The organism is Actinomadura luteofluorescens (genome assembly GCF_013409365.1).
Taxonomy (GTDB): Bacteria; Actinomycetota; Actinomycetes; order Streptosporangiales; family Streptosporangiaceae; genus Spirillospora; species Spirillospora luteofluorescens.
The window spans coordinates 275268-301328 of the sequence record NZ_JACCBA010000001.1; the positions used below are offsets into that span (position 1 = coordinate 275268).

The following is a 26061-nucleotide window of genomic DNA, read 5'->3' on the forward strand; positions in this document are numbered from 1 at the left end:
TTCGAACGATGCCCGCCACCGGAACACGGCCGCAAGCGCGGCACCCCTTCCGACCACCCGGAACGCGCTCGGGCCGGGGACGCGCCCGGCCCGCCTCACTCGTCGTCGGAGCTCCATGAACACCTGCGTCGCGGCGGCCTGGCGCCGGCCGGTCCGGTGCGACAGGATGGAGCGTCCTTTCCGCCGAGGAGGGTCATGGACTGGCGCGACGTGATCGACGAGCTGGACGCGGGCGTGGAGCGGATCGCCGCGACGCTGGAGGGGCTGACCGGCGACGCCCTGCAGGGCGCGTCGGCGCTGCCGGGGTGGAGCCGCGGGCACGTGGCGACGCACATCGCGCGCAACGCCGACTCCCTGTGGAACCTGCTCGAAGGGGCGCGCACGGGGACGGAGATCCCGCAGTACCCGAGCCTGGAGCGGCGCGACGCCGACATCGCCGCGGGCGCGGACCGCGCCGTCGGCGAGCTGGTCGCGGACGTCCGGGCGACGCAGGCGCGGTTCTCCGAGCAGGCCCGGTCGCTGCCCGAGAGCGCCTGGAGCGCTCCGGTGCGGGCGATGGCGGGCTGGCCCCATCCGGCCTGGTACACGGTGTTCCGCCGCTGGAACGAGGTGGAGGCCCACCACGTGGACCTCGCCGCCGGGTACGGCCCCGCCGACTGGCCGGAGGCCTACGTCCGGTGGTCCGCGGCGGCCACGCTGGCGGACATGGCGGTGCTGCCCGACCGGCTCCTCGGGGAGCTGGCCGGGCTGCGGATCACCGCGACCGACTCCGGCGAGACCGCCGAGCTCGGCCGGGCCCCGGGCGGCCCGGAGGCGTCCGGCTCCGCGCGGGCGCTGCTGGGCTGGCTGAGCGGACGATCGGACGGCGCGGGCGTGCACCTGCGCCCGGACGGCCCGCTGCCCGCCCCGCCGCCCTGGCCGCACGAGCCTTCGCGCTTCCAGGAGCCGCGCCCCTGAAAGGCCCGGGCGCCGGGATAGGCCGCAGGCCTAGGGCCTGTCTCGAAGTGGCTCCGGTCAAGCGCGCGAACGCGTGACCTGCCCGGTGCCGCAAAGCCGGAGGCGAGCGGCACCGGGCAGATCGCGAAGCGATGCCGCGTTCGCCCAGTACCGGTCACGCAGCGAGCCGCCAGGCGAGCGAAGTGGGCCGGGACTGAGAAACACAGCCGCCAGGCGAGCGCACTGGGCCGGGACGTGGAAACACAGCCTAGGGAGGGTCGTCGCCGGCCAGCCGGTGCAGGGCGTCCGCGGAGTGGACGGCGATCGCGCTCCGGGCGACGGTCACGCGGCCGCGCACGGGCTCGGCCGCGAGGATCTGCGCGACCTTGCGGCGGCCCATGCCGGCCCAGCGGCCGAGATCCTGCTGGGTGACCGGGACCTGGACGAGGACGCCCTCCTCCGTCACGCCGTCCGGGCGCTCCCGCTTGACCGGTGCGCCGAACCGCGCCGCCAGGCGCAGCAGGCGGCCGGCGAGGCGGCGCTCGGGGTCGTCGGGGAAGTGGGCGACGCGCAGTCCGTTGGCGTCGCGGAGCCGCTCGGCGAGGACGGCGGCGACGGCCCACACCGAACCGGGCTGGTCGTCCAGGACGCCGCGGAAGCGCGCGGCGGGCAGCACCAGGGCCTCGACCCGCGTCAGCGCCTCGGCGTTGGCGTGCCGGGTCCCGCCGTCCACCGCCTCCAGCTCCCCCACCAGGTCGCCGGGGCCGAGGACGTCGAGGATGGCGGTCTCGCCGTCCCGGTCCACCCAGACCTTCACCGCCCCGGACCGCAGGACGAAGACCTGGGCCGCGCGGGTGTGCTCGCGCGTCAGGAACGCGCCGGGCCTGATCACCACCGGGGCGCCCGCCCGCCGCAGGGCCTCCTGGGCGCGGGGGGTCAGCGCGTCCCAGAACCGGGTGGTCTGCATGTCGCCTCCTCACCGGACCCGGACCCGGATCCGGCCGGGCCCGGCTTCATGATCGCGTGCGTCGCGGTCCAGTGAACGCCCCCCGGGACCCGCCGACCAGGTCATCGGTCACACGTCGAGCGGTCGTTCCGGGGCGAGCAGGCCGTCCAGGGCGCGGACGCGGCGGACGCAGTCCGCGGCGGCGGCCTGGTCGCCGAGCGCCAGGTGGGAGTCGCGCAGCAGCTCCAGCGCCCGCCGCAGCCCCCGCTGGTCGTCGGTCTCGCGGCGGATGGCGATCTCGGCGGTGACGTGCTCCACCGCGCGGGCGTGCTCGCCGGTCAGTTGGGACGCGCGGGCCATGCTGTGCAGGGCGTGGGCCTGCTCGCGGGTGGCGCCGAGCTCGGCGGCGAGGTCGAGGGCGCGCCCCCCGGTCGCGAGGGCCTCGCCGGCGCGGCCGAGGTCGAGGTGGATCGCGGCGAGGTGGACCAGGCCGACGGCCTCGCTGTGCCGGTCGCCGACCTCGCCGAGGATGCGCAGCGCCTCCAGCTCCCGCTCCAGCGCCTCCTCGGGACGGCCGGCGCGGCGCAGCACGGCGGCGAGGGTGTCCATGCCGACGCCGAGGCCGTACCAGTCGCCGCCGGACTCGCGGATGCCCAGCGCCTGCCGGGCGGCGCGCTCGGCCTCCTCGGGCAGGCCGAGCCGCGAGTACGTGCGGGCCAGGCTGCCGAGCGTGCCGGCCATCCCGCTGCGCGCGCCGAGCCGGTGCCACAGGTCCAGGGCCTCCAGCCCGAGGATGAACGCCTCCTGGTGGCGGTCGAGGCGCCGCATCACCACCGACAGGTGCTCCAGGTCGTGGGCCTCGCCGTGCTGGTCCCCGATCTCGCGGCGGATCTCCAGGGCGCGCAGGAGGTGCTCGCGCGCCTCGCGGTACCGCCCGAGGCGCCAGTGGACGATCCCGATCTGCGCGAGCGCCTCGGCCTCGCCGTGCCGGTCGCTGGTCTCGCGGTGCAGCCGCAGCGACTGCCCGCAGTAGGTGAACGCCTCGGCGAACCGCGTCGCCTCGCACATGAGCATGCCGAGCGTGGTCAGCGCGCGCGCCTCCCCGTGGCGGGCGCCCAGGGCGCGGTAGGTGCGCAGCGCCTGCTCGGCGTCCTGCTGCGCCAGGTCGCGCAGGCCGAGCGCGGCGTTCATCCGCGCGAGCTCGGTCAGCGCCTGGGCGGCGCCGTGCATGTCGGCGAGTTCCTGCCGGATGGCGAGCGCTTCCAGAGCATGCGAGACCGCGCCGTGGACGTTCCCCTGGCGGCGGTGCACCTGGGCGACGGTGAGCAGGGTCTCGGCCACGCCCGGTTGGTCGTGCGTCCGGCGGCGGATATCGAGCGCCTTCGCGGCGTTGTCCAGAGCCGCCTCGTAGTGGCCGAGGCCCAGGTAGGCCCGGGCCAGGATGTCGTGGCCCTCGGCCGTTCCAGCGTCGTCCCGCAGCTCGCCGTGGATGGCGAGGGAGCGCCGCGCGTGGTCGATCGCCGTCAGGTAGCGCCCCAGCGCCACGTGGACGTCGGCCAGGGTGGCCAGCGTGGCGGCCTCCCCGTAGCGGTCGGGCGGGTCGACGGCCCGGAACCCGCGCCGCGCGTCCTCCCCGTACCCGATGGCCTGGACGGAGTCGCCCAGCTCGAAGTGCGCCATCGCCAGGTTGTGGAGCATGACGGCCGCGGCCGCCCAGTCCTCCTCGGTGCGGGCGGCGTGCAGGCCCACCTGGTGGACGGCGATGCTGTCCTCGCCGTAGCGGCGGAACTCCTGGAAGTCGAACAGCGCGTCGGCGAGCTCCCAGCACGTCCGGTGCAGGCCGAGCCGGGCGGCCTGGTGCACCGCGGCTACCAGGTTGCGCCGCTCGGCCTCGAACCAGGCGAGCCCGGCGGCGCGCTCGGCGGCGGACGGACGCCCCCGCGCCTCCCCCGGGTGCGCCCTGGGGCGGGACCGCGCGGCCATCGCGTCCCCCGCGTGGCGCGCTTCGGCGAGGTAGCCGGCCAGCAGCCGCCGTTGCGCCGCCTGGAGCTCGCCGTCGGAATCCTCGCGCAGGCCCCGTTCGCGGGCGAAGTCGCGCAGCAGGTCGTGCATCCGGTAGCGGTCCGGTCCCACGTCCTGCACCAGGTACGCCTGGCGCAGACCCTCCAGGCATCCGCGCGCCTCGCCGACCGTGCAGTCCTGCAAGGCGGCGAGGGCGGTCGGCGTGAAGTCGGGTCCCGCGACCAGGCCGAGCCTGCGGAACGCCTCCCGCTGGCCGCGGCGCAGGCTCCGGTAGGCGACGTCGAACGTCGGGCTGAGGACGGCCAGCAGCGCCGTCCCGGACGTGCCGGGAGCCGCGCCGTCGCCCAGGCCCGCCCCCGCGAGGCCCGGCCCGTACGGCGCGGCGTCCCGGACGTCCCGGGCCGCCAGTTCCCGGACGGTCCCGGCGATCGACTCGCCGGGGTTCTCGGCCAGCCGTCCGGCCATGACGCCGAGCGCGAGCGGCAGGTGGCCGCATTCGCGGGCGAGCCGCTCGACCGCCTTGTCCTCGTCCCGGAGGCGGGGGTCGCCCGCCCCGAGGACGCTGGAGATGAGGTCCACGGCCTCCTGCGTCGCCATCTCCCGCAGTTCCAGGGTCCGGACGTCGGCGCCTTCGAGCAGGGCCGGCAGCCGCCGCCGGCTCGTCACGACCACCAGCCCGGAGGCCATCGCCGCCAGCAGCGGCCTGATCTGCTCGGGCCGGGCGGCGTTGTCGAGGATCAGCAGCATCCGCCGGTCGCCGAGCAGGGACCGGCACTGCGCCGCCAGCTCCGCCTGCGTCCGCGGGACCTGGTCACCGGGCACGCCCGCCGCGCGCAGCACCTGCCCCATCGCCTCCGCCGGGGTGACGGGGCTGCGGGAGGTGCCGCGCAGGTCGGCGAACAGGACGCCGTCGGGGAAGCGGTCGACGACCCGGTGCGCCCAGTGCAGCGCCAGCGTGGTCTTGCCGACGCCCGCCATCCCCTGGACCACGACGGCGCGCGGCCACACCGACTGGCCGACCAGCAGATCGAGCTTGCCGAGGCTGACCACGCGCCCGGCGAAGTAGGGGTTGTCGGCGGGCAGGCGCACGGCGGGCGGCCCGGCGGGCGCCCCGAGCCGCACCGGTTCGCGCGCGGCGATCCCGGCGCCGCCGGCCCCGTCCCGCACGTCCTCTGGCGGCCGCTCGGGCTCGGCCGCCGGCCAGTCGTCGCCCCAGGGGCTCGCGGCGCGGCGGAGCCGTTCGACGTCGAGGACGGTCAGCGGGCGGGCCCGCCGGTCGAGGATGCCCTTGGCCCGCCACGCCCGGAACCAGCGCACCAGCGTCTCGCGGGAGATCCCCGCCCAGTTCGCCAGCTCCGCCTGGCTGAGCCGCAGCGGGATCCGCGTGCCCTGCCCGGAGGCGGGCTCGCCGAACCGGTACACCAGCTCCAGCAGGTGGTAGGCGAGCCGCTGGGGGTGGTCGGCGGCCCGCACCGCGTGCCGCCGACCGCCGTAGGTGACGCTCTCGGAGACGGCGTGCATCATCGCCTCGGCGACCTGCGGGCTCGCCGCCAGCAGGCTGCGGAACTTGCGGCGGTCCACGCGCAGCGCCGTGACGTGGTCCAGGGCGGCGACCGTGGCGCGCTGCGGATGCCCCCACGGGCCGAGCGCCCCGACCAGGTCCCCCGCCCCGAACAGGTCGATGATCGACTCGTCGCCGTCGCTGGAGTCCACGAACTCCTTGGCCACCGCGTTGCTCGCGGCCCGCGGCGACGCCTTGAACACGACGTAGACGGCCGGCGCGACCGTCCCCTGGTGGCAGAGCATGCCGCCGGGCGGGATGTCGGTGCGCCGGCCCATGGCGCGCAGGGCCTGCCGGTCGGTGGGGGCCAGCCGCTCCCAGAAGCTTCCCGGCCGGAGGCCCGGGCCGTCGCCGATCATCCGGTCACCCTCCCGCCATCGCCGCCGCCGGCGTCCGTCGAACCTGATCTTCCAGTTCCCATGGTGCGGTGGAAAGAGGGAAAAGTCCGTCCGGCAGCGCACGGTTCGGCTGCGTCTGGTGACGCATTCCCCGCGCGTGCCCCGGGGCGCGGGTGATCGTGTGCGCCGATGATGGAAGATGGTCTTCGAACGATCGACGGGGAGGACGCATGACCTACACCGGTAACGTCGAGGCCGGGGGGCGTCCGGACGTCCGCGAGCTGCCCGGGCTGCGGGTGACGAAGGTGGCGGTCGGCCCCTACGACAACAACGCCTACCTGCTGCGGTGCACCGCGACCGGCGAGCAGTTGCTGATCGACGCGGCGAACGAGGCGCCCCGGCTGCTGGAGCTGATCGGCGACGGCCCCCTCGCGCGGATCGTCACCACGCACCGCCACGAGGACCACTGGATGGCGCTGAGCGAGGTGGCGCGGGCCACGGGCGCGCCGGTCGTCGCCCACCCGCGCGACGCCGTCCCGCTCCCCGAGCCGGTCGCCGCACCCGTGGAGCACGGCGACACCGTCACGGTCGGGCAGGCGTCCCTCGACGTCATCCACCTGCGCGGGCACACGCCCGGCTCGATCGCGCTGCTCTACGACGCCGGCGGCGAACTGGCCGACCGCCCGCACCTGTTCACCGGCGACAGCCTGTTCCCCGGCGGCGTCGGCAACACCTGGGGCGACCCGACGCGCTTCCGGCAGCTGCTCGCGGACGTGGAGGAACGCGTCTTCGACCGCCTCCCCGACGCCACCTGGTTCTACCCGGGCCACGGAAAGGACTCGACGCTCGGCCGCGAGCGCCCCTCGCTCCCGGAGTGGCGCGCCCGCGGCTGGTGACCTCCGGGCCGGCCCGGAACAAGTGGTGCGGGACGTTCGTTGGCCCCAACACACTTCCGGCCCGAGACCAGGAGTCGACCATCCCCCACCCCCACGATGCGGATCCAGGACCCGCCCTGCGCTACCCGGCGGGTTCGCTGGTGCTGGTGGCCGGCCTGCCCGGCGCCGGCAAGAGCACCCTGCTCAACCGCCTGTACGGGTTGCGCGGCGACGAGACGGCGCCGGTGCGCGCCGGGGACGTCCGGGTGATCGACTCCCGCCAGTCCCGCAACTGGTGGGCGCGCTTCCTCGGCCCGCTGCCCGTCCGGCTGCGGACCCCGGTCGTCCAGGCCACCCATGTCTGGCGCATCGGCCGCGCGGTCGTCGCCGGGCACGGCGTCGTCGCCCACACCCGCGGCACCTGGCCGCACATCCTGCACTGCTTCGCCTGGCTGGCGCGCCGCCGCGGCGGGCGGCTGCACCTGATCCTCATCGACGTCGCGCCGGAGACCGCCCGCGCCGGCCAGTACGCGCGCGGCCGCGTCGTCACCTCCATCGCCTTCGCCCGTCACTGCCGCCGCTGGCGCCCCCTGATCGCACGGGCCCGCAGCGGCGGCCCGCTGCCGCCCGCGGCCGGCGTCACCGTCCTCGACCGCGACGCCGCCGACAAGCTGCGGGCCATCCACTTCACCTGAGCTCGCCGAACCAGCGGACGATCCGGGCGGTGCCCTCGAGGTTGGAGCCGAGGTGGCGGGAGCCGCCGTAGAGCCGGTCGCCCACCTCGACGACGGGCACGGTCACGCCGCGCTCCCGGAACCCCGCGGCGCAGTGGTCGGTGTTGGCGGTGCCGGCCTGCTCGTCACCGGCCATCTTGTAGAGGCGGACCGGGATGCGCGGCGTCCAGGCCGTGCAGACCTCCGCGTCCACGCGCAGGGCTTCGGCGAACGTGCCGGACGGATGCTCCAGCAGCGCGAAGCCGCGTGGAGTGAGGAGCGCGTCGAGGGTGTCAGGCAGTCCGTCGAGCATGACGTGCCCCGGCGTCGTGCCGTCGAAGTACTTTTCGACGCGCTCGGCGTAGGGCTCGCGGAACAGTTCTGAAGGAGACCCGTAGATGCCTCCGTGAACGCGGTTCCATGAGGTGAGCAGGTACGACGTGTAGGCGACCGCCATCTTCGGAGCGATGTCCCCGGCCAGCAGGGCGGGCAGTTCCGCGCCCCGGAAGTCGTAGGCGCCGCTGATCGGGGCCAGCGCGCGGACCCGGAAGTGCGGATCGGCGCCGCCCTGAAGCGTCCGCGCCAGGCCGAGAGCGGACGAGGCGCCCTGCGAGAAGCCGGTGACGAAGACCCGGCCGTCCAGGACGCGGCCCGTGCGCGGTGCGAAGTGGCGCGCGGCGCGGAGCATGTCGAGAGACGCGCTCGTCTCGGACGGCACGTCCTTCCACGGATGGATCCCTGGCCCAAGGCCCAGGCCGAGGTAGTCGGGCGCGACCGCCGCGAACCCCGCCGCGGCATAGGTGACGGCGGGGCCGGGGCCCCAGACGTCGTCCGCCGTCGAGGGCGCGTCCGGCTTGTAGCTGGTCGTGCCGTGCGTGTAGGAGACGGTGGCGAGCCGGCGGTCCCGGTTGCGGGGCAGGACGACCAGACCGCTGGCGGTCGTCGCGCGGCCGCGGGCGTCGACCGTCCGGTAGACGAGCCGGTAGGTGTCCACGCCGTAGCGGACGGACGCCGTGTCGAAGTCCTCCGACGCCAGCCAGGCGCGCACCTGCTCGGCGGACATGGTGGCGAGGTGGCTGACCGAGACCAGGTGTCCGCGTGCGGCGTTCTGGCCGGCGGCGGCCCCGTCCTGCGGCCCGGCGGTCGGGCGTTCGAAGGGACCGGCGGACGCGGGGGCGACGCCGGCGGCCGTGATCGCGGCTGCGGCCAGCACCCCTGCGGTGAAACGGGTCACGATGCGTGTCATGGGCAAAGCCTCGTGTCCGGCGGGCCGGACCCGCGTCACGCCCGCAGGTGATCTCGCGTCCGCTACCTGAGAGGGTCCCGCGGCCGGAAGTGCACAGGAGGGCGGGCGGGGCGTGGGTAGGGTCGGGGGGAGATCGAGACGACGAGAGGCGGCAGCATGGCGCAGCAGGTACGCGGGGTCGTCGCACCCGGCAAAGGACGGCCGGTGCGGATCGAGACGATCGTCGTCCCGGACCCGGGGCCCGGCGAGGCGGTCGTCGACGTCCAGGCGTGCGGGGTGTGCCACACCGACCTGCACTACCGCGAGGGCGGGATCAACGACGAGTTCCCGTTCCTGCTCGGGCACGAGGCCGCCGGGGTCGTCGAGTCGGTGGGCGAGGGTGTCACCGAGGTGGCGCCCGGCGACTTCGTGGTCCTCAACTGGCGCGCGGTGTGCGGGCAATGCCGCGCCTGCCTGCGCGGGCGGCCCTGGTACTGCTTCAACACCCACAACGCCTCCCAGAAGATGACCCTCGAGGACGGGACGGAGCTGTCGCCCGCGCTCGGCATCGGCGCGTTCGCCGACAAGACCCTCGTCGCGGCCGGGCAGTGCACCAGGGTCGACCCCGCGGCGCGGCCCGAGGTCGCCGGGCTGCTCGGATGCGGGGTGATGGCGGGGCTCGGCGCGGCGATCAACACCGGCGGGGTCGGGCGCGGCGACTCGGTCGCGGTCATCGGCTGCGGCGGCGTCGGCGCCGCCGCCGTGCTCGGCGCCCGACTGGCCGGGGCCGCCCGGATCATCGCCGTGGACCTGGACGAGCGCAAGCTCGCCACCGCGTCCTCCCTCGGCGCCACGCACACCGTGAACGGCGCCGAGAAGGACGTCGTCGCGACGGTGCGGGAGCTGACCGGCGGGTTCGGCGCGGACGTCGTCATCGACGCGGTCGGCCGCCCCGAGACCTACGAGCAGGCCTTCTACGCCCGCGACCTCGCCGGGACGGTGGTGCTGGTCGGGGTGCCGACACCGGAGATGAGGCTGGAGCTGCCGCTGCTGGACGTGTTCGGGCGCGGCGGATCGCTGAAGTCCTCCTGGTACGGCGACTGCCTGCCGTCCCGCGACTTCCCCATGCTCATCGACCTCTACCTCCAGGGACGCCTGGACCTGGACGCGTTCGTCTCCGAGACCATCCAGCTGGACGGAGTCGAGGCCGCGTTCGAGAAGATGCACCGCGGCGACGTGCTGCGCTCGGTGGTGATGCTCTGATGGCCGCGCGCGTCGACCACGTCGTCACGTCCGGGACGTTCTCGCTGGACGGCGGGACCTGGGACGTCGACAACAACGTCTGGATCGTCGGAGACGACCGCGAGGCGATCGTCATCGACGCCGCGCACGACGCCGAGGCGATCGCGGCGGCGCTCGGCGACCGCCGGCTGGTGGCGATCGTGTCCACGCACGGGCACGACGACCACATCGACGCGGCGCCCGCCCTGAGGGCCCGCACGGGCGCGCCCGTCCTGCTGCACCCGGACGACCTGATGCTGTGGAAGCGGCGCCACCCGGACACCTCGCCCGACGGCGAACTGTCCGACGGGCAGGTCATCACGGTCGCGGGCACCGACCTCACCGTCCTGCACACGCCCGGCCACAGCCCCGGCGCGGTGTGCCTCCACGCGCCCGCCCTGGCGACGGTCTTCTCCGGCGACACCCTGTTCAGCGGCGGGCCGGGCGCGACCGGCCGGTCGTTCTCCGACTTCCCGACGATCATCGCCTCGATCCGGGAGCGCCTGCTGACGCTCCCGCCGGAGACGACCGTCCGCACCGGGCACGGGGAGTCGACCACCGTCGGCGCGGAGGCCCCGCATCTCGAGGAATGGATAGCCCGCGGCCACTGACCGGGATAGTGTCCCCGGTGGCGGACAGGCGTCCAGGGCCGGGAGGGTGCGATGCGGCGCAGGGCACCGCTGGCCCTCCTGCTGTGCGGGGCCGTCGCGGGCTGCGGCCAGAGCGCGCGCGGCGCGGACGTGCCGGGCGTGCCACCGCCGACCGCGCCGCCCGCCTCGGCCACCGCGCCAGCCGCGAGCCCGCCTCACGCCACCGGCGTACCCGCGCCCGCGACCAGCGGGCCCGCGCTGCTCGGACGGGTCGCGGGGTGGCGCATCACCACGTACTACACGGCGCTGGAGAGCCTCTACCGAGGCGAGCGCAAGGCGGTGCGCGGCTGCGCCCGCTTCCACTGCTCGCACGGGAAGGCACGGCTCGGCTCCTACCCGAAGGACTTCCTCAAGGTCGTCCAGACCGAGGGCAGCGGGCGCATCACCGAGGGGCCCGAGCGGGGCCGGTACCTGAACTGGTCGCACAGCGTCGGCTTCTGGCTGGACGACACCACCCGCGACTCGCGGGGACGCCCGCTGCGGGCGTGGGCGTCGGCGGCGGCCGACAGGTCCGTCCTGGCGCGGGGCCAGCGGTTCGCGGTCGTCGACTGCGGCAGGGAGGGCGGCCGCGCCGTCGATGACGAGGTGTGCGCGGCGTTCCGGAAGGCCCGCTGGACGGTCACCGACCTGTTCCGCCCCGGATATGGCGGCGAGAACCACGCCGACGTCTACATCGGCGAGGAGAAGGGCTCGCGGCTGGCCGGGTCGCCCTTCTACACGACGCTGACCGGCGCCACCCTCGGCCCGTCCTGAGACGCCCTGTCTCGAAGCCGCCTGCGCCACGCGCGCGAACGCGTGACCTGCCCGGTGGAGCGAAGCCGGAGGCGAGCGGAGCCGGCCAGATCGCGAAGCGATGCCGCGTTCGCCCAGGCCAGGTCACGTAGCGAGCCGCCAGGCGAGCGAAGTGGGCCGGGCCTGTTGAAACACAGCCGCCAGGCGAGCGAAGTGGGCCGGGACTGTGGAACACGGCTCAGGTCGGGACGCGCTCGGCCGGGAACGGGGAGGCGAGGCGGGTCGGCTGTGTCCGGCCCCGCAGGGTGACCTCGTCGCCGAGCGACCAGTGCGCCGCCTCGTCCGGCCCCGCCTCGGCGAGGAGGGAGCCCGCCGCCAGCACGCGCTCGGAGGTGGTCTTGGCCATGTCGGTGAGGCGGGCCGCCTCGTTCACCGGGTCGCCGATCACGGTGTACTCGAACCGCTCCTCGGCGCCGATGTGCCCGGCGACGGCCTCGCCCGCCGAGACGCCGACGGCGGCGCTCAGCGCCGGGACGTCCTCGCGCAGCCGGCGGGCCAGCTCGCGGGACGCGGCGAGCGCGCGGGCGGGCGCGCCGTCCAGCGCCAGCGGCGCCCCGAAGATCGCCAGCGCGGCGTCGCCCTCGAACTTGTTGATCCAGCCGCCGTGCGCGCCGATCACCTCGACGACCACGGCGAAGAAGTCGTTCAGCAGCCGGACGACCTCGGCGGGCGGCCGGTCGGCCGCGAGCCGGGTGGAGCCGATGATGTCCACGAAGATCACCGCGACCTCGCGCAGCTCGCCGCCGAGGTCGATGCCGCGCTCGACCGCGACGCGGGCGGCGTCCGCGCCGACCTGGCGGCCGAACAGGTCGCGCAGCCGCTCGTGCTCGCGCAGCCCGGCGGCCATGTGGTTGAACCCGGCCTGCAGCAGCCCGACCTCGCTGGCGTCGTAGACGGGGACCTCGACGTCCAGGTCGCCGCGCTCGATCCGGGCGAGGCCGAGCCGCACCGACTCGACGGGGTCGGCGATGGCGCGGGCGGCGCCGTAGGTGACGCCGAGCCCGACGACCAGCGCGATGCCGCCGAGCGCGAGGACGGCGACGGCGAACTCCCGCACGGTGATCCTGGCGATGACGAACGAGCCGACCGCGAGGGTGATGAGCCCGAGGATCGGGACGGCGGTGCCGAGCCCCCAGGCCAGCACGGAGCGGGCGACGACGCCGGGCAGCCCGGTGCGGCGCGGCATCTCGCTGCGCAGCGCGGTGGTCACCGCGCGCCGCAGCAGCCGCTCGGTCAGCAGGTAGACGACGGTGCAGGTGGTGAGTCCGCCGAGCAGGCTCGTCAGGCCCAGCTTGACGGCGAGGAGTCCGGAGAAGGGGGCGTTGATGACGACCCAGCCGACCGTCCCGATCCCCCACAGCGTCAGGTGCAGGGCCATCAGCCGCAGCGGGCCGTACAGCAGCAGGGAACGTTCGTGCCGGTCGGGCTCGTCGTGCCGCTCGACCATGCGCCGGACGCGGCGGAAGAACCGCTCGCCGAGGACGAGGCCGACCGGAACCGCGGCGGTGACGTAGAGGGTGAAGACGATCAGGTTGATGAGCCGGAGCCGCTCGGACACCTCGCCGACGGGGTCGGGGACGATGACGGCGAACGCGAGCACGACCAGGGCGCCGCCGAGGTTCGCCAGCGCGGTGGAGATCCGCACCAGGACCCTGGCGCGGCGGGCGATCTCGGCCCGGGTGTCGTCGGGGCCGCCGTCGATCAGCCGCCAGAGGGGGCCGAGAACGCTGCCCGGCCGGCGCCGGGCGCGGGGGGCGGTCTCGGCCCTTTCGGTCTTCATGAGCGAGGAGATTATCCGGTCAGGTCCCCCCGGACCTCTCCGCGGGCGCGCGACCTCACCGAGGGATTGCTCACTCAGGTGCGGATCGGGTCCAGCAGCCTGTGCGGGTGGCGCAGGACCATGCTGACGGGGTCGGTGCGGCGGCGGACGCCGGGCCCGGCGTGGATCTCCAGCTCTTCCGGGGCGACGTGCCGCCCGCACGCCGCGCACCGCCCGTCCGGGCCGATCTCGGTCCCGCAGGCGAGGTGGACGAAGACGCGGCACGGCTCGGCGGACAGGTGGTCCTCCGCCCAGCGGGCGAGGGTGTGGACGACGGGCCACAGCTCCTTGCCCATCTCGGTCAGCACGTAGTCGTGGCCGTCCTTGACGAGGACCCCGGCGTCGACCAGCGACTGGAGCCGCGCCGACAGCACCGCGCGGGGGATGTCCAGGTGGACGTGGAAGTCGCTGAACCGGCGGACGCCGTAGAAGGCGTCCCGGACGATCAGCAGCGTCCAGCGCTCCCCCACGACCTCCAGCGCGCGGGCCAGCGAGCAGTCCTGCGCCGCGTAGTCCTTGCCGAGTGCCATGGCACCACAGTACCCGCCGGGGGGTTCATTGATTGAACCCAAGCGTGCTACGGTCACTCCGATCAGTTCGTTCAATGAACTTGGAGACCGCATGACGACTCTGGCGACCCCCCGCACCGCGCGCAGCTCGCCGGGAACCACCGCCGCGCTGACGCTGCCGGCCGCCGCCACTCTGCTGGCCCTGATGAACTACTGCGCCCCCGCGGCGACGCTCGCCGACACCGCGCGCGGGCTGCACGCCGGGGCCAGCGCCCAGATCTGGCTGATGAGCTCGATCAGCCTCGGTCTGGCGGCGGCGCTGCTGGCCGCCGGCAGCCTCGCCGACGACCACGGGCGCAGGCGCGTCTTCGTGGTCGGCGCGGTGGCGCTCGCCGTCTCCAGCGTCGCATGCGCGCTCGCGCCCAACGCGGCGGTGTTCATCGCGGGCCGCGTCGCGCAGGGCGCGGCCAGCGCGGCACTGCTGGTGACCGGGCTCGGCATCATCGGCGCCTCGTTCGCGGCGGGGCCGCGGCGGGCGCGGGCCACCGGCATGTGGGGCGCGATGGTCGGGCTCGGCATCGCGCTCGGCCCCGTCGCGGCGGCCGGGCTGACCGCCGCCGGGGGTTGTCGGCTCTGGTATTGGGCCACGGTCGCCGCGTCCGCGGTGCTCGCCGCGGCGGCGTCCCGCGCGCTCACCGAGTCGCGGGCCGAGCGCCCGCGCGGCGTGGACGTGCCGGGCCTGGCCACCATGAGCCTCGGCGTGGCGGCGCTGGTGGCCGCGATCACCTGGGGCCGCGCCGGCTGGACCGCGCCGGGCGTCCTCGCGCTGTTCGCCGCCGCGGCGGTCCTGCTGTCCGGGTTCGTCCTCGTCGAGTCGCGGCGGCGCGAGCCGATGGTCGACCTGGCGCTGTTCCGGCGGCCCGCGTTCCTGCTGTCGGTGACCGGGGCGCTCGTCACCGGGCTCGCCGTGATCGGCGTCATGACCTACCTCGCGACGATGATGAGCCTGGTGATGGGCCTGTCACCGATCGCGGCGGCGCTGGTGCTGGCGATCTGGTCCGGGCTGTCGTTCCTCGTCGCCCTTCAGGCCCACCGCCTCCCGGCGCGGCTGCCCGTCCGCCGCCTGCTCGCCGCCGGGTTCGCGCTCGCCGGCGTCAGCGAGCTCGCGCTGGCGGGCCTGGCCCCGGACGCGCACTGGTGGCGGCTCGTCCCGGGGCTCGCCGCCGCCGGCGTCGCGAGCGGCCTGACCAACGCCATGCTCGCCCGGCTGGCCGTGGAGAGCGTCCCCGCCGACCGCGCGAGCATGGGGGCGGGGGCCAACAACACCGCCCGCTACATCGGCGCGTCGCTCGGCGTGGCGATCGTCGGGGCCATCGCCACGGGCTCCGGGCACGACGCGGCCTCGCTGGCGCACGGCACGAACGTCGCGATGGTCGTCTCGGCCGTGACCGCCCTCGGCTACGCCGTCCTCGCCCTGGTGATCCGGGATCGGGCCCGGGCCTCCTGAACCCCGCTAGGCGAGCTCCTCGATGAAGGCGGTCAGCTGGGTCAGGTTCCGGCACTCGTACATGGGGAGCAGCTCGCCGTAGCGGGACGCGGCGGAGTCGCCGGTGTCCCACTGGGCGCGGGGCTCGGGATTGAGCCAGTAGGCGTGCCGGGCGCGGTCCACCATCGACCGCACGATCGGCAGGGACAGCTCCCCGTAGTTGGACCGGGCGTCGCCGAGGATCAGCAGGGACGTCCTCGGGGTGACGGCGTCGCGGTACCGGTCGTCGAACACCTTGAAGGCGTGGCCGTAGTTGGACCGCCCCGTGATCCACACGAGGTCGGCCTCGGCCGCGAGGCGGGTCATCGCGCCGGTGACGTCCGCGCCCGGCGCGAAGTACTTGGTGATCTCGTCGGTGGCGTCGATGAACGCGAACGCGCGGACCTTGCTGAACTGCTCCCGCAGCGCGAACGTCAGCAGCAGCGTGAAGTGCGCGAACGCCGACACCGAGTCGCTGGCGTCGCACAGCACCACCAGCTCGGGCCGGTGCGGGCGCCGCGGCCGGTGGTGGGTGGTGAGCGGCACTCCCCCGCTGGCCAGGGACGCGCGCACCGTCCGGCGGAAGTCGAGCCGGCCCCGCCGCCCGTGCCGCTGCCTCTGCACGAGCCGGGACGCCAGCTTGCGCGCCAGCGGATACACCTCGCGGCGCAGCGCCTCCATCTCGGCGCGGGTCGCGCCGGCGAAGTCGAGCCGTTCCAGCGGGGGGCGCACGGCGATGCGGGCGGTCCGCTCGACGCCGGTGTCCTCGGCGATGCGGCGCCGCACCTCGCCCGCGACGAGGCCGGAGAACCGGGCGATGCGGTCGCGGAACGTGCGGCGCGCGACGCGCTCGGCCATGCCGCCCCGCTCCCGCCCGGTCAGGACCGCCTCCAGCAGCCGCGCCATCAGGGTCTCCGGCGACAGCGCGCTCAGCACGCCGGAGGAGAACCAGGACTCCTGGCCCGGCGTCCGGCCGTACTCGGCCACGGCCAGCCGGGCGAACCGCCGCAGCCCGGCGTCGTCGCCGGACAGGAGCAGGTCGGCGAGCTCCTCGCGGCGCCGCTGCACCCGCGGGTCGAGCGCCGCCGGGACGGGGCGCCCGTCGTCGTCCACCGTCCTCGCCGGGCGCTCGGGGTCGCGCGCCGCGCCCGCGCCGTCCCCGACGGCCGCCGGGAACCACAGGTCGAAGAGCGTGTCGAACGTCGCGCGGTGCTGGGGCCGCTTGACGACCGTCGCGGCGTAGGCGGCCCGCAGCGACTCGCGGTCGAGCAGGTCGACGGCCCGCACGGCGCGCACCGCGTCCAGCCCCTCGGCCACCGACACCGGCAGCCCGGCGCGCCGCAGCTCCGCGACGAACCCGGTGTGCCGGTCGACGAGTGAGGCCATGTCAGCCGCTCAGCCCGAGTTCCTTGGCGGCCCGCTCCTGGTCGGAGACGTGCTTGAGGACGACGCCGAGCGTGCGCCCCACGGCGGCCTCGTCCAGGTCGTCCAGGCCGAGGGCCAGCAGCGTGCGCGCCCAGTCGACGGTCTCCGCGATCGACGGCGCCTTCTTGATCTCCAGGTCGCGCAGCGTGCCGACGGTGCGGACGAGCTGCTCGGCCAGCGCCGCCTCGATGCCCGGCACCTGCGCGAGGACGATGTCGCGCTCCCTGTCGGGCGCCGGGTAGCCCAGGTGCAGGTAGAGGCAGCGGCGCTTGAGCGCCTCCGACAGCTCCCGCGCCGCGTTCGAGGTGATCAGCACGAAGGGGCGGCGGACCGCCGCGACCGTCCCGAGCTCGGGGATCGTCACCTGGAAGTCCGACAGGACCTCCAGCAGCATGCCCTCGACCTCCACGTCGGCCTTGTCCGCCTCGTCGATGAGCAGGACGGTCGGGTCGCTGCGGCGGATCGCCGCCAGCAGCGGCCGCTCCAGCAGGAACTCCTCGGAGAAGATGTCGTCGTGGGTCTCCTGCCAGGCGCGGTCGGCGGGCGCGGCCTGGATCGCGAGGAGCTGCTTCTTGTAGTTGAACTCGTAGAGCGCGCGGGCCTCGTCCAGCCCCTCGTAGCACTGCAGCCGGATCAGCTCCGCGCCGGTCGCCGCCGCCACGGCCTTCGCCAGCTCCGTCTTCCCGACACCCGCCGGGCCCTCCACCAGCAGCGGCTTGCCGAGCGCCTGGGCCAGGAACACCGTCGTGGCGATGGCGTCGTCCGCGAGGTAGCGGACGCCGGCGAGCCTGCGCCCGGCGTCGGCCGGTGAGGCGAAGATCGCGTCGGTCATCCCTTGCCCTTTCGCGCGGCGGCCTTCTTGTAGGTCTGGTTGGTGCCGGCGAAGACCAGCGACGCCTTGTCCTCGCTGAGCGCGACGCCCCAGTACGACGCCGACCTGGGGTCGCCGCCGTTCCACGAGAAGCGGTACTTGCCGCCGCCCTCGGGGATGGCCGAACCGCTCCACAGCTTCTGCCGCCCCCGCACCCAGACGCCGCTTCCGTCGGCCGTGAACTGGAAGTAGTCCTTGGCGGTGCCGACCCAGCGTCCCACCAGCGGCTTGACGTCGGCGGGCTTCACCGCCGGCAGCGGCGCCAGCGTGGTCGGCGGTGCGGACGGCGCCGCGTCCGCTGCCTGCTTGTCGCCGCCGCCGCAGCCCGCGAGGGCCAGCCCGGCCGCGATGGCGCAGGCCGCGAGGGCGGTCGAACGGGCCCGCACTGTCACGGGGACCTCCGGATTTCCTGGGACAAGAGCGGAATCCTACCCGCGCGTTCGCTCACACCTGAGGGGTAGCCGCCACATGGCACCGGGGGGTGACGCGGGCGCCCGTCCCGCCCGCCTATAACGGTGTCATGACGACCCCACGACTGCCTCGCGACGACCTCACGGCGGCCATGGCGGCCCGGCGCGAGCTGGGGCCCGACTATGACGACGCCTTCATCGAGACGGTCGTCGACCGCATCGAGGAGACCCTCGACGCCCGCGCCGCCGCACCGCGCACCCGGCGCCGCCCCCCGGCGCCCGAACCCCGGCACGGCGAGCGCGACCACAGCCTGGCCATGGCGCTGCTGTCGCTGCTCGCCGCGATCCCGCTGAGCGCGATCGGCGTCGTCAACGCCGGCCTTCCCGGCCTCCTCATCGCCCTGACCGGCGTCGTCCTCGTCAACTTCACCTACACCTTCCGGAGGTAGTTCCCAGGGGTAGCGACCCCCCTGGAACCCCCCGTTACGAGCCGGGCGATCCTCACGCCACGGAGCGGGTTTCCGTGCCCGTGCGGGTTCTCGTCGTGTCGCTGCGGTCGCCCGGCTCGACGGGCAGGCGCGTTGCGCTCGCTGCGCTCGCTCCACGCGCCTGCCCGTGGCCGGGGCTGGGGTTCCTGTCCGTGGCCGGCGGCTGAGGTTCGTACCCGGTCGGGGCTGGGGCTCCAACTCCGGCCGGGACTGAGGTTCGTGCCCCGGCCGGAGTTGGAGTTCCTGTCCGGCCGGGGTTGGGGGTCGTGGTCGGTGGGGTTACTTGCCGGGTTCGGGGTCTCGGGGGAGGCCGAGGATGCGTTCGCCGATGATGTTGAGCTGCACCTCGGTGGTGCCGCCGTAGATGGTCATCGCGCGGCTGAACAGCATGGCGCGGCCCACGATGCCGCTCTCGGCCATCGGGACCTCGGTGGCCGCGGCCGCACCCTGCGCCGCCCAGCAGTGGTCGGCGACGTCCTGGTTGAACTGGACGCCGAGCAGCTTGCGGACGCTGGCCTCCGCGCCCGGCTCCACGCCGTTCAGCTGCTTGAGCGTGGTGCGCAGGCCGAGCAGGTCGATCGACTGGCCCTGGGCGACGAGCCTGCCGGCCTCGGCGGCCGCGACCGCGTCCAGGTCCCGGTCGGCGAAGAACCGCAGCAGCTCGGGGACGCCCATGCCGAGGCCGCCGCCGGTCGACAGCGACACCCGCTCGTTGGACAGGGTGTTGCGCGCGACCTGCCAGCCCTGGTTCACCTCGCCCACCACGCGGTCGTCGGGGACGAACACGCCGTCCAGGAAGACCTCGTTGAACAGGGCGTCGCCGGTCAGCTCCCGCAGCGGCCGGACGTCCACGCCCTCGGACGCCATGTCCACGAGGAAGTACGTGATGCCGTCGTGCTTGGCGGCCGCGGGGTCGGTGCGGGCGATGCAGAACCCCCACTGGGCGTGCTGGGCGAGCGACGTCCAGATCTTCTGCCCGGTGAGCTTCCAGCCGCCCTCGACCCGCTCGGCCTTCATCGACAGGGACGCCAGGTCCGAGCCGGCGCCCGGCTCGGAGAACAGCTGGCACCAGACGATCTTTCCGCGCAGCGTCGGCCGCAGGAACCGCTCCTTCTGCTCGTCGGTCCCGTAGCGGACGAGCGAGGGCACCAGCCAGGCGCCGATCCCGAGGTTGGGCGTCCTGACCTTGGCGGCCCTCAGCTCCTGCTGGATGAGGATCTGCTCGACCGGCCCGGCCTCGCGCCCCCAGGGGCGCGGGAAGTGCGGGACGGTCCAGCCCCCGTCGCCGAGGCGCTCGGCCAGCGCGTCCTTGTCCTCGACCGCCGACAGTTCGGCGATCTCGGCGCGGATCCGCTCGCGCAGCGGCTGGGCGTCCTCGTCCAGCTCCAGCACGACCTCGCGGCGCCCGCCGTCCAGCGCGAGCGCGGCGACCTTGGCGGCCCAGCCCTTGGACGGGCCGAGCAGCGCCCGCAGCGTCAGGGCGCGGCGCAGGTAGACGTGGGCGTCGTGCTCCCAGGTGAAGCCGATGCCGCCGAGGATCTGGATGGCGTCGCGGGCGGTCTGCACGCCGGCGTCCACCGCGATGACGGCCGCGACGGCGGCGGCGAACCCCGCTTCCTCGGTGCCCTCGTCCAGGGCGCGGGCCGCGTCCCAGGCAGCGGCGCGGGCCTGCTCCAGGGCGATCAGGCTGCGGGCGGCCTTGTGCTTGACGCCCTGGAACTGCCCGATCGGGCGGCCGAACTGCTCACGGACCTTGGCGTACTCGGCGGCCGTCTCCACCAGCCAGCCCGCCAGGCCCGCGGCCTCGGCGCCGAACAGCGCGGCGGCCAGGTCCCGGACCCGGCCGGTGGTGAGGCCGTCCAGGACGCGGTCCGGGGCGACGGCGGTGCCGGAGACCTCGACGGAGGCGACGCGCCGGACCCGGTCCAGGCTCGCCACCGCGGTGACCGCGAGATCGGCCGCGTCCACCGCGACCCACTGCTCGCCGTCGTCGACGGCGACCGGGAGGACGAGCACGTCGGCGGGGGCGGCGCCGAGCACCGTGCCCGACGTGCCCGACACCACGAGCGAGTCGCCCTCGCGGCGGCCGGTCAGCTCACCCTCCAGCGCGACGGCGGCCGTGCGGGACCCGTCGGCGAGGCCCGGGAGCAGCTCGGCGCGCAGCTTGGCGTTGCTGGAGGCGTCGATGACCGTGCTGGCGAGCACGGTCGGCAGGAACGGTCCGGGCGCGGCGGCGCGGCCCAGTTCCTCCAGCACGACCGACAGTTCCAGCAGGCCGAAGCCCTGCCCGCCGTGCTCCTCGTCCAGGTGCAGGCCCAGCAGGCCCTGTTCGGCGAGGGCCGGCCAGAACCCGGGCCTGGTCTCCTCTTCCGCGTCCAGCGCGGCCCGGACGGCCGTCGCCGGAATGTTGCGCTCGGCGAAGCCGCGCACCGATTCGGCGAGCGCCTCATGCTCCTCGGTCAGCCCGATGGCCATGCGTCAACCCTCTCTCGACCCTTTTGACCGAGATTCTAGAACAGCATTCGGATGGTGTGGGGACGCGGACCCCGACTCAGCCCTCGCGTGTCGCCGGACTCTCCGCCTCGGCGGCGGGCTCGGCCTTCGGGAGCGGCTCCTTGGACGGCCTGCGGCCGGCGGTGAGGCTCGCGACCGCGGTGGCGGTGAGCGTCCCGGCGATCACGGCGAGGGACAGCCAGATCGGGATGTCGGGCGCCCACCCGGCGCCGTACTCGTGCAGCGCGTGCAGGATCAGCTTGACGCCGATGAACCCGAGGATGAACGCCAGCCCGTGCCCGAGGTAGACGAGGCGGTCGGCGAGCCCGCCGAGCAAGAAGTACAGCTGGACGAGGCCCATCAGCGCGAACGCGTTGGCCGTGAAGACCAGGTACGGCTCGGTCGTCAGACCGAAGATCGCGGGGATGGAGTCCAGCGCGAACAGCACGTCGGTGGAACCGATCGCGATCATGACGATGGCCATCGGGGTGACCAGCCGGCGCCCGCCCCGCCGGGTGAGGAACCGGCTGCCGTCGTACTCGTCCGACGTCGGGATGACGCGCTTGGCCCAGCGCAGGAGCGCGTTCTCCTTGAACTCGTCCTCGTCGCCGCCGCGGACCAGGCCGATCGCCGTCCAGATGAGGAACGCGCCGAAGAGGAAGAACACCCAGGTGAAGGTCGCGATGGCGGCCGCGCCGACCGCGATGAAGGCGCCGCGCAGCACCAGCGCGATCACGATGCCCGCCATCAGCACCGTGTGCTGCGCGTGCTTCGGCACGGCGAAGCGGGCGAGGATCACCATGAACACGAAGAGGTTGTCGACGCTGAGGCTCTTCTCCATGACGAAGCCGCCGAAGTACTGCGCGGCGTACTCGCCGCCGGAGAACGCCCAGACGCCGAGCCCGAACAGCGCCGCCAGGCCGATGTAGACCACCGACCAGAACGCGGCGCGGCGGGTGGTGAACTCCCGCGTGTCGTTGCGATGGATCAGGAACAGGTCGGCGGCGATGATCGCAAGGATCGCCGCGATGGTGAGGCCCCAGACGAGGGGGGAGACCGACAACGTGAACACCTCCGGCGGACATGAGACGAGCGCCGGAGGTCTCTCCCGCCCTGTGATCGGGTACGGGCCGCGGAACCCGGGCCGGCATGGGCCGACCGTACTGACGAGAACCGCGCGCGGGGATACTCCCCTCCGTTACCTGCTTCAACGCGGGCCGAACCGGGCCGGTTCCCCTCCCCCGCGACTTTTCCGGTCCCGTCCGCGAACCGGAGCGCGCAAGGCCGCGTCTAAGGCCCGGAAAGCTCCAGGTACAGCTCCGCCAGCTGCTCGACGGCGTCGTCCTCGCCGGGAAGCCGCGCCGCCCGCTGGGCGGCGGCCGAACCCAGCCGCGCCGCCAGCGCCGGGTCGTCCAGGACGCGGCTCACCGCGCGGCCGAGCGCCTCGGCGTCGTTCGGCGGCACCAGCAGCGCCGCGTCGGACTCGGGCCCCTGCAGCAGCGAGGCCCCCTCGGCGCGCACCCCGGCGCCCACCATGCCGGGGATCCCGCCCACGCGGGTCGCGACCAGCGGCCGTCCCGCCCGCAGGATCTCCTGGACGACCAGCGGCTGCCCCTCCCACACGCTCGGCACGACCGCCACGTCGCAGGCGGCCAGCAGCCCGGCGACGTCGGAGCGGCGGCCGAGCAGCCGGACCGGCAGGTCCTCGGCCTCGATCCGGGCGCGCAGCTCGTCCTCCAGCGGCCCGTCGCCGGCGATCGCCACGAGCGGCGGCGGGGTGCGTCCCGCCCACGCCGCGGCGGCGTCCAGCAGCGTCGGCAGGCCCTTCTGCGCGGCGAGCCGGGCGACGGTGACGACCAGCGGCCGCTCCCCCACGCCGAGCTCGGCCCGCAGGTCCGCGCGGACGGCGGGCCCGGGCGGCGCCTGCGGCGCGGGCGCCGGGACGATCGCGTGCCCGACCGACCGGGCGCCGAGGGCCCGCATCCGCTCCTCCAGGTCGGGCGAGACGCCGAGGACCCGGGTGGCGCCGCGCGCCACGACGCGTTCCAGCACCCCGTAGACCGCGGCCGTCCGGCCGCCGGTGATGACGGCGTTGTGGAGCGTGACGAGCAGCGGCGGGCCTCCGCGCGCGAACCGCAGCGGGCCCGGCACGACGCGCGCGCACGCCGCCGCGGCGAGCGCCCCGGCGCGCAGGCCGTGGGCGTGGACCACGTCGGCGCCGCGCAGCAGCCGCCGCAGCCGGGCCACGGCCCTGGCATCGCTCGCCGGGCGGGGCCGGTCGGCGAGGTCGACCTCGGCGAACCGGGCGCCGCCCGCGGCGAATCCGAACAGCTCCTCGGTGGCGGCGGGCCCGCACACCACGACGCGGGCACCGCGCTCGACCAGGCCGTCGGCGACGGACCGGACGTGCCGGCCGACGCCGCCGGCGGCGGTGCCGAGGACGAGCGCGACGCGCAGCCCGTCCAGATCCTGCCTGTCAGACATTGCGGGTGACCTTCCGGCTGAGGACGGCCCGCAGGTCCCGGCCGTCGATCACGAATGCGATGATCAGGAAGACGGCGCCGGCGGCCAGCGCGGCGAGCGCCCCGGTCCCGACGTTGCGCAGTTCCCCGGCCGGGCCCGTCCCGCCGAGGCCGAGCAGCGCGGCCGTCGCGTACCCGGCGGCGCCTCCGGCCGCGCCGCCGAGCAGCCCGGCGGCCAGGGCCCGCGGGACGCCGCGCACGGCCGCGGCCCCCCTCGCGCGCACCAGCGTCACGAGCAGCAGCGCCCCGGCGACCGTCATCCCGACGGCGTTGCCGACGCCGAGCGCCGCGACGACCCACTGCCGGTCGACCGACAGCACCAGCGCGACCTCGGCGACCATGACGACGACCCAGCCCGTGACCACGGCGGCCGCGCCCATCCGCCCCCGGTGGCACGCGTACAGGACGCGGCCGAGATGCGCGACGAGCCCGTAGCCGAGCAGGCCGGGCGCGAACGCCAGCACCGCGCGCGACAGCACCTCCTGCTGGTCGGGGTGGCCGGGGTTGAACACCGCCGCGACGGGGACGGCGACCGCGGCCAGCGCTGCGGCCCCCGCGCACGACACCAGGATCACCGCGCGGGTCGTGGACGCGGTGACCCGGTCGAACCGTTCGTGGTCGGCCGCGCTCATCCGCGCCGACAGCAGCGGGAACGCGCTGGTCGCGATCGGCACCGCGAGGATCGCCCACGGCAGCAGGTAGATCGCCCACGCGTACTGGTAGTTGGCGAGCGCGCCGCGGGTGCCCTGCGAGCTGAGCCGGACGACGAGCAGCGTCGCCAGCTGCTGGGCCGCGACCGTCGCGATGCCTGCCGCCGCGAGCCGCCGCACCCGCCGCGCCACCCCGTCGGGGAAGCGCAGCGTGGGCCGCAGCCGCAGGCGCAGCCGCCACGCGGCGAGCGCGGCCGTGGCGGCCATCGCGACGCCGCCGAGCGCCGTCCCGATCGCCAGCGTCAGCTCGGCCCCCAGCGGGAGGCCGGCCAGGTCGTTCTCGAAGCCCCTGCCGAGCGGCGCGTAGACGAGATAGGCGCCGATCACCACGAGGCTCGACACCAGCGGCGCGAGGGCGGGCGCGACGAACCGGCGGTGCGACTGGAGCAGCCCGTACAGCACGACCGCGATCCCGTACATCACCATCTGCACCGACTGGATCGCCAGCATGTCACCGCCGACCCGCACGACCTCCCCGCGCGAGCAGCCCTGCGGGTCCTCTGCCACCGCCAGCTCCATGAGGGGGTGGGAGAGCAGCGCCATCAGCACCGACAGCGGCACCATCAGCACGACGATCCAGGTGAGCAGCGCCGACCCGATCCGGCGGACCTCCTCCCGGTCGCCGCGCTCGGCGGGCCCCGCCAGCACCGGCACCACCATGCTGGCGAGCGCCCCGCCCGCGACGATCTCGTAGACGCTGCTGGGGAGCTGCGTGGCGCTGAAGTACGCCTGGCTCAGGCACGAGGTGGTGACGGTCTGGGAGAAGGCGTAGGTGCGCCCGAACCCGGCGAGCCGCGCCAGCACGGTGATGACCGCGATGACGACGGCGGCGCCGGCGAGCCCGCCGGTCAGCCGGCGCGCGCCGGACCGCCGCCGGGGCGGCGGTGGCAGTTCGGATGGGGGCACGGTAGGCGAAGGCACGCTCGTCGAGGTCTGCGGGGGGCGTCCGGCGGGCTAGGCGGGGTCGGCGACGCCGTCGCCCGCCGGGTCGGCCTGCGGCGGGACGGCCGGGCGGTACGCGTCCTCGGTGTCGGGCTTGCCGGTCTCCTGCGGCGCCGCCTCGGCGGCGGACGGGGCGGGGGCGGCGGCCGGGCGGCGGCCGAGCATGTCGACGCGGTTCAGCACCGGATTGCCCGCGATGACCTTGGTGAAGCTGACGAACTCGCTGGCGGCGTTCAGCCCGGCGATCCCGGCGAGGACGGCGAGCCGCGGCCCCCGGCCGAGGCGGGTCGCGGCGAGGCCGAGCAGCGCGCCGAGCGCGTTGGCGCCGGTGTCGCCGAGCATCGCGCGCTCGCCGAGGTCCTCGGGCAGCAGCGCGGCGGCGGCGCCGAGCGGAGCGGCGACCACGGCGGAGCCGGAGCGGGTCAGCGCCAGCGGCGTCCCCGCGACCAGGCCGACCTTCACGGCCCGCCCGGGGCGCAGGTCGAACAGGTTCATCAGGTTCGCCGCCCCGGCGACGACGGCGCCGTTGACGAGGGTGTCGAACGCGCGGCCCGTCCGGGTCGGGGCGGGCGAGCCGGCGACGGCGGCGGCGGCCAGCCCGGTCGCGCCGATGCCGAGGATCTTCACCGCGCCGCTGGTCACCTCGCCGCGCGCGAGCGCGGTCAGGTGGCCCTTGAAGCCGCGGGAGGACGCCGAGCCGGCGAGGTCGTCGTAGCCCCCGAGGGCGCCGCACCCCGCGCCGGCCAGCAGCGCGGCGGCGCGCATCCGGGCGGTGGCGCCGGGGGCCAGCAGCCCGGCCGCGGCGGCGCCCGCGACGAACGCGGGGCCCTCCAGCAGCGTGACCGGCTCGCCGCGGTGGTTGGTGCGGCCCCAGACCTGCTCGCCGGGCAGCCCGTTCAGGCCGGGCGGGCGCCGCGTCAGCGCGGTGTAGGCGGCGCGCGCCGCCACCGCGCCGAGCCCGACGCCGGCCGCCAGCCGCGTGCTCCTGGCGATGCCTCGTCTCATCAG

Annotated in this window: 21 protein-coding genes; 8 read left to right on the top strand and 13 right to left on the bottom strand. The window is 75.3% G+C overall.

Annotation, left to right across the window (positions count from 1 at the left end; all coding sequences use genetic code 11):
- Positions 1–195 precede the first annotated feature (195 nt).
- Entirely contained in the window at positions 196–957 is a 762-nt protein-coding gene (locus BJY14_RS01275) for a maleylpyruvate isomerase family mycothiol-dependent enzyme (protein WP_179841881.1), read from the top strand.
- 247 nt (positions 958–1204) lie between these two features.
- Here BJY14_RS01275 and BJY14_RS01280 read toward each other — a convergent pair whose 3' ends face one another.
- Together BJY14_RS01280 and BJY14_RS01285 are read right to left on the bottom strand one after the other, a co-directional pair.
- A complete protein-coding gene (locus BJY14_RS01280) occupies positions 1205–1903 on the bottom strand; it encodes a Crp/Fnr family transcriptional regulator (protein WP_179841882.1) in 699 nt (232 codons plus the stop codon).
- Between the two features lie 108 nt (positions 1904–2011).
- Positions 2012–5824, bottom strand: coding sequence for a tetratricopeptide repeat protein (locus BJY14_RS01285; RefSeq protein WP_179841883.1), 3813 nt, complete (start codon positions 5822–5824; stop codon positions 2012–2014).
- A 209-nt stretch (positions 5825–6033) separates the two neighbouring features.
- On the opposite strand from BJY14_RS01285, the gene BJY14_RS01290 reads away from it, so the two are divergent.
- Both BJY14_RS01290 and BJY14_RS01295 read left to right on the top strand, forming a co-directional pair.
- Entirely contained in the window at positions 6034–6699 is a 666-nt protein-coding gene (locus tag BJY14_RS01290) for an MBL fold metallo-hydrolase (protein ID WP_179841884.1), read from the top strand.
- Positions 6700–6845: 146 nt separating this feature from the next.
- Entirely contained in the window at positions 6846–7373 is a 528-nt protein-coding gene (locus tag BJY14_RS01295; RefSeq protein WP_312878897.1) for an ATP-binding protein, read from the top strand.
- On the opposite strand, the gene BJY14_RS01300 is transcribed toward BJY14_RS01295, so the two are convergent.
- Positions 7366–8637, bottom strand: a complete 1272-nt coding sequence (locus BJY14_RS01300) for a hypothetical protein (protein ID WP_218904989.1) — start codon at positions 8635–8637, stop codon at positions 7366–7368. The genes BJY14_RS01295 and BJY14_RS01300 overlap by 8 nt on opposite strands.
- Positions 8638–8793: 156 nt before the next feature.
- Here BJY14_RS01300 and BJY14_RS01305 point away from each other — a divergent pair, with 156 nt between their 5' ends.
- Genes BJY14_RS01305 through BJY14_RS01315 form a run of 3 tightly spaced genes read left to right on the top strand, consistent with a single transcriptional unit; the run spans position 8794 to position 11300 of the window.
- The gene (locus tag BJY14_RS01305; protein WP_179841885.1) at positions 8794–9879 is read left to right on the top strand and encodes an S-(hydroxymethyl)mycothiol dehydrogenase; all 1086 of its coding nucleotides are present in this window, start codon (positions 8794–8796) and stop codon (positions 9877–9879) included.
- Positions 9876–10508, top strand: a complete 633-nt coding sequence (locus BJY14_RS01310) for an MBL fold metallo-hydrolase (protein ID WP_218905924.1) — start codon at positions 9876–9878, stop codon at positions 10506–10508. Before BJY14_RS01305 ends, BJY14_RS01310 begins: the two co-directional genes overlap by 4 nt.
- A gap of 51 nt (positions 10509–10559) precedes the next feature.
- The gene (locus BJY14_RS01315; protein ID WP_246395746.1) at positions 10560–11300 is read left to right on the top strand and encodes a hypothetical protein; all 741 of its coding nucleotides are present in this window, start codon (positions 10560–10562) and stop codon (positions 11298–11300) included.
- Between the two features lie 217 nt (positions 11301–11517).
- Here the strand turns inward: BJY14_RS01315 and BJY14_RS01320 are convergent, their stop codons facing one another.
- Together BJY14_RS01320 and BJY14_RS01325 are read right to left on the bottom strand one after the other, a co-directional pair.
- Positions 11518–13119, bottom strand: a complete 1602-nt coding sequence (locus BJY14_RS01320; protein WP_179841887.1) for an adenylate/guanylate cyclase domain-containing protein — start codon at positions 13117–13119, stop codon at positions 11518–11520.
- Between the two features lie 74 nt (positions 13120–13193).
- Positions 13194–13688, bottom strand: coding sequence for a winged helix-turn-helix transcriptional regulator (locus tag BJY14_RS01325; RefSeq protein WP_179841888.1), 495 nt, complete (start codon positions 13686–13688; stop codon positions 13194–13196).
- Positions 13689–13779: 91 nt separating this feature from the next.
- Here BJY14_RS01325 and BJY14_RS01330 point away from each other — a divergent pair, with 91 nt between their 5' ends.
- Complete coding sequence (locus tag BJY14_RS01330) at positions 13780–15174, top strand: MFS transporter (protein WP_179841889.1); 1395 nt, start codon at positions 13780–13782, stop codon at positions 15172–15174.
- 6 nt (positions 15175–15180) lie between these two features.
- On the opposite strand, the gene BJY14_RS01335 is transcribed toward BJY14_RS01330, so the two are convergent.
- Genes BJY14_RS01335 through BJY14_RS01345 form a run of 3 tightly spaced genes read right to left on the bottom strand, consistent with a single transcriptional unit; the run spans position 15181 to position 17880 of the window.
- Complete coding sequence (locus BJY14_RS01335) at positions 15181–16578, bottom strand: VWA domain-containing protein (RefSeq protein ID WP_179841890.1); 1398 nt, start codon at positions 16576–16578, stop codon at positions 15181–15183.
- A 1-nt stretch (position 16579) separates the two neighbouring features.
- Complete coding sequence (locus tag BJY14_RS01340; protein ID WP_179841891.1) at positions 16580–17449, bottom strand: AAA family ATPase; 870 nt, start codon at positions 17447–17449, stop codon at positions 16580–16582.
- Positions 17446–17880: a hypothetical protein gene (locus BJY14_RS01345; RefSeq protein WP_312878898.1), complete on the bottom strand. Its 435-nt coding sequence runs from the start codon at positions 17878–17880 to the stop codon at positions 17446–17448. Before BJY14_RS01345 ends, BJY14_RS01340 begins: the two co-directional genes overlap by 4 nt.
- Positions 17881–18008: 128 nt before the next feature.
- On the opposite strand from BJY14_RS01345, the gene BJY14_RS01350 reads away from it, so the two are divergent.
- Positions 18009–18347: a hypothetical protein gene (locus BJY14_RS01350; RefSeq protein ID WP_179841892.1), complete on the top strand. Its 339-nt coding sequence runs from the start codon at positions 18009–18011 to the stop codon at positions 18345–18347.
- Positions 18348–18665: 318 nt separating this feature from the next.
- Here BJY14_RS01350 and BJY14_RS01355 read toward each other — a convergent pair whose 3' ends face one another.
- From BJY14_RS01355 to BJY14_RS01375, 5 genes are all read right to left on the bottom strand, one after another.
- On the bottom strand, positions 18666–20861 hold the full coding sequence (locus BJY14_RS01355; protein ID WP_179841893.1) for an acyl-CoA dehydrogenase family protein: 2196 nt from the start codon (positions 20859–20861) through the stop codon (positions 18666–18668).
- 76 nt (positions 20862–20937) lie between these two features.
- Positions 20938–21942 carry a TerC family protein gene (locus tag BJY14_RS01360; RefSeq protein ID WP_179841894.1) on the bottom strand — a complete coding sequence of 335 codons (1005 nt, stop codon included), beginning with the start codon at positions 21940–21942 and terminating at the stop codon, positions 20938–20940.
- Positions 21943–22169: 227 nt separating this feature from the next.
- Complete coding sequence (locus BJY14_RS01365; RefSeq protein ID WP_179841895.1) at positions 22170–23363, bottom strand: glycosyltransferase family 4 protein; 1194 nt, start codon at positions 23361–23363, stop codon at positions 22170–22172.
- On the bottom strand, positions 23356–25017 hold the full coding sequence (gene murJ / locus BJY14_RS01370; protein ID WP_312878899.1) for a murein biosynthesis integral membrane protein MurJ: 1662 nt from the start codon (positions 25015–25017) through the stop codon (positions 23356–23358). Before murJ ends, BJY14_RS01365 begins: the two co-directional genes overlap by 8 nt.
- Positions 25018–25065: 48 nt before the next feature.
- Positions 25066–26058 (bottom strand): hypothetical protein, encoded by a 993-nt coding sequence (locus BJY14_RS01375; protein WP_246395748.1) that lies wholly within the window; start codon positions 26056–26058, stop codon positions 25066–25068.
- Positions 26059–26061: the final 3 nt, after the last annotated feature.

Bases quoted from the DNA above. Each gene is read 5' to 3' on its own strand.
- BJY14_RS01350 (WP_179841892.1), top strand. From the start codon at position 18,009: ATGACGACCCCACGACTGCCTCGCGACGACCTCACGGCGGCCATGGCG.
- BJY14_RS01280 (WP_179841882.1), bottom strand. From the start codon at position 1,903: ATGCAGACCACCCGGTTCTGGGACGCGCTGACCCCCCGCGCCCAGGAG.
- BJY14_RS01375 (WP_246395748.1), bottom strand. From the start codon at position 26,058: ATGAGACGAGGCATCGCCAGGAGCACGCGGCTGGCGGCCGGCGTCGGG.
- BJY14_RS01325 (WP_179841888.1), bottom strand. From the start codon at position 13,688: ATGGCACTCGGCAAGGACTACGCGGCGCAGGACTGCTCGCTGGCCCGC.
- BJY14_RS01355 (WP_179841893.1), bottom strand. From the start codon at position 20,861: ATGGCCATCGGGCTGACCGAGGAGCATGAGGCGCTCGCCGAATCGGTG.
- BJY14_RS01305 (WP_179841885.1), top strand. From the start codon at position 8,794: ATGGCGCAGCAGGTACGCGGGGTCGTCGCACCCGGCAAAGGACGGCCG.
- BJY14_RS01285 (WP_179841883.1), bottom strand. From the start codon at position 5,824: ATGATCGGCGACGGCCCGGGCCTCCGGCCGGGAAGCTTCTGGGAGCGG.
- BJY14_RS01340 (WP_179841891.1), bottom strand. From the start codon at position 17,449: ATGACCGACGCGATCTTCGCCTCACCGGCCGACGCCGGGCGCAGGCTC.
- BJY14_RS01335 (WP_179841890.1), bottom strand. From the start codon at position 16,578: ATGGCCTCACTCGTCGACCGGCACACCGGGTTCGTCGCGGAGCTGCGG.
- BJY14_RS01275 (WP_179841881.1), top strand. From the start codon at position 196: ATGGACTGGCGCGACGTGATCGACGAGCTGGACGCGGGCGTGGAGCGG.
- BJY14_RS01300 (WP_218904989.1), bottom strand. From the start codon at position 8,637: ATGACACGCATCGTGACCCGTTTCACCGCAGGGGTGCTGGCCGCAGCC.
- BJY14_RS01365 (WP_179841895.1), bottom strand. From the start codon at position 23,363: ATGTCTGACAGGCAGGATCTGGACGGGCTGCGCGTCGCGCTCGTCCTC.
- BJY14_RS01315 (WP_246395746.1), top strand. From the start codon at position 10,560: ATGCGGCGCAGGGCACCGCTGGCCCTCCTGCTGTGCGGGGCCGTCGCG.
- BJY14_RS01290 (WP_179841884.1), top strand. From the start codon at position 6,034: ATGACCTACACCGGTAACGTCGAGGCCGGGGGGCGTCCGGACGTCCGC.
- BJY14_RS01320 (WP_179841887.1), bottom strand. From the start codon at position 13,119: ATGAAGACCGAAAGGGCCGAGACCGCCCCCCGCGCCCGGCGCCGGCCG.
- BJY14_RS01330 (WP_179841889.1), top strand. From the start codon at position 13,780: ATGACGACTCTGGCGACCCCCCGCACCGCGCGCAGCTCGCCGGGAACC.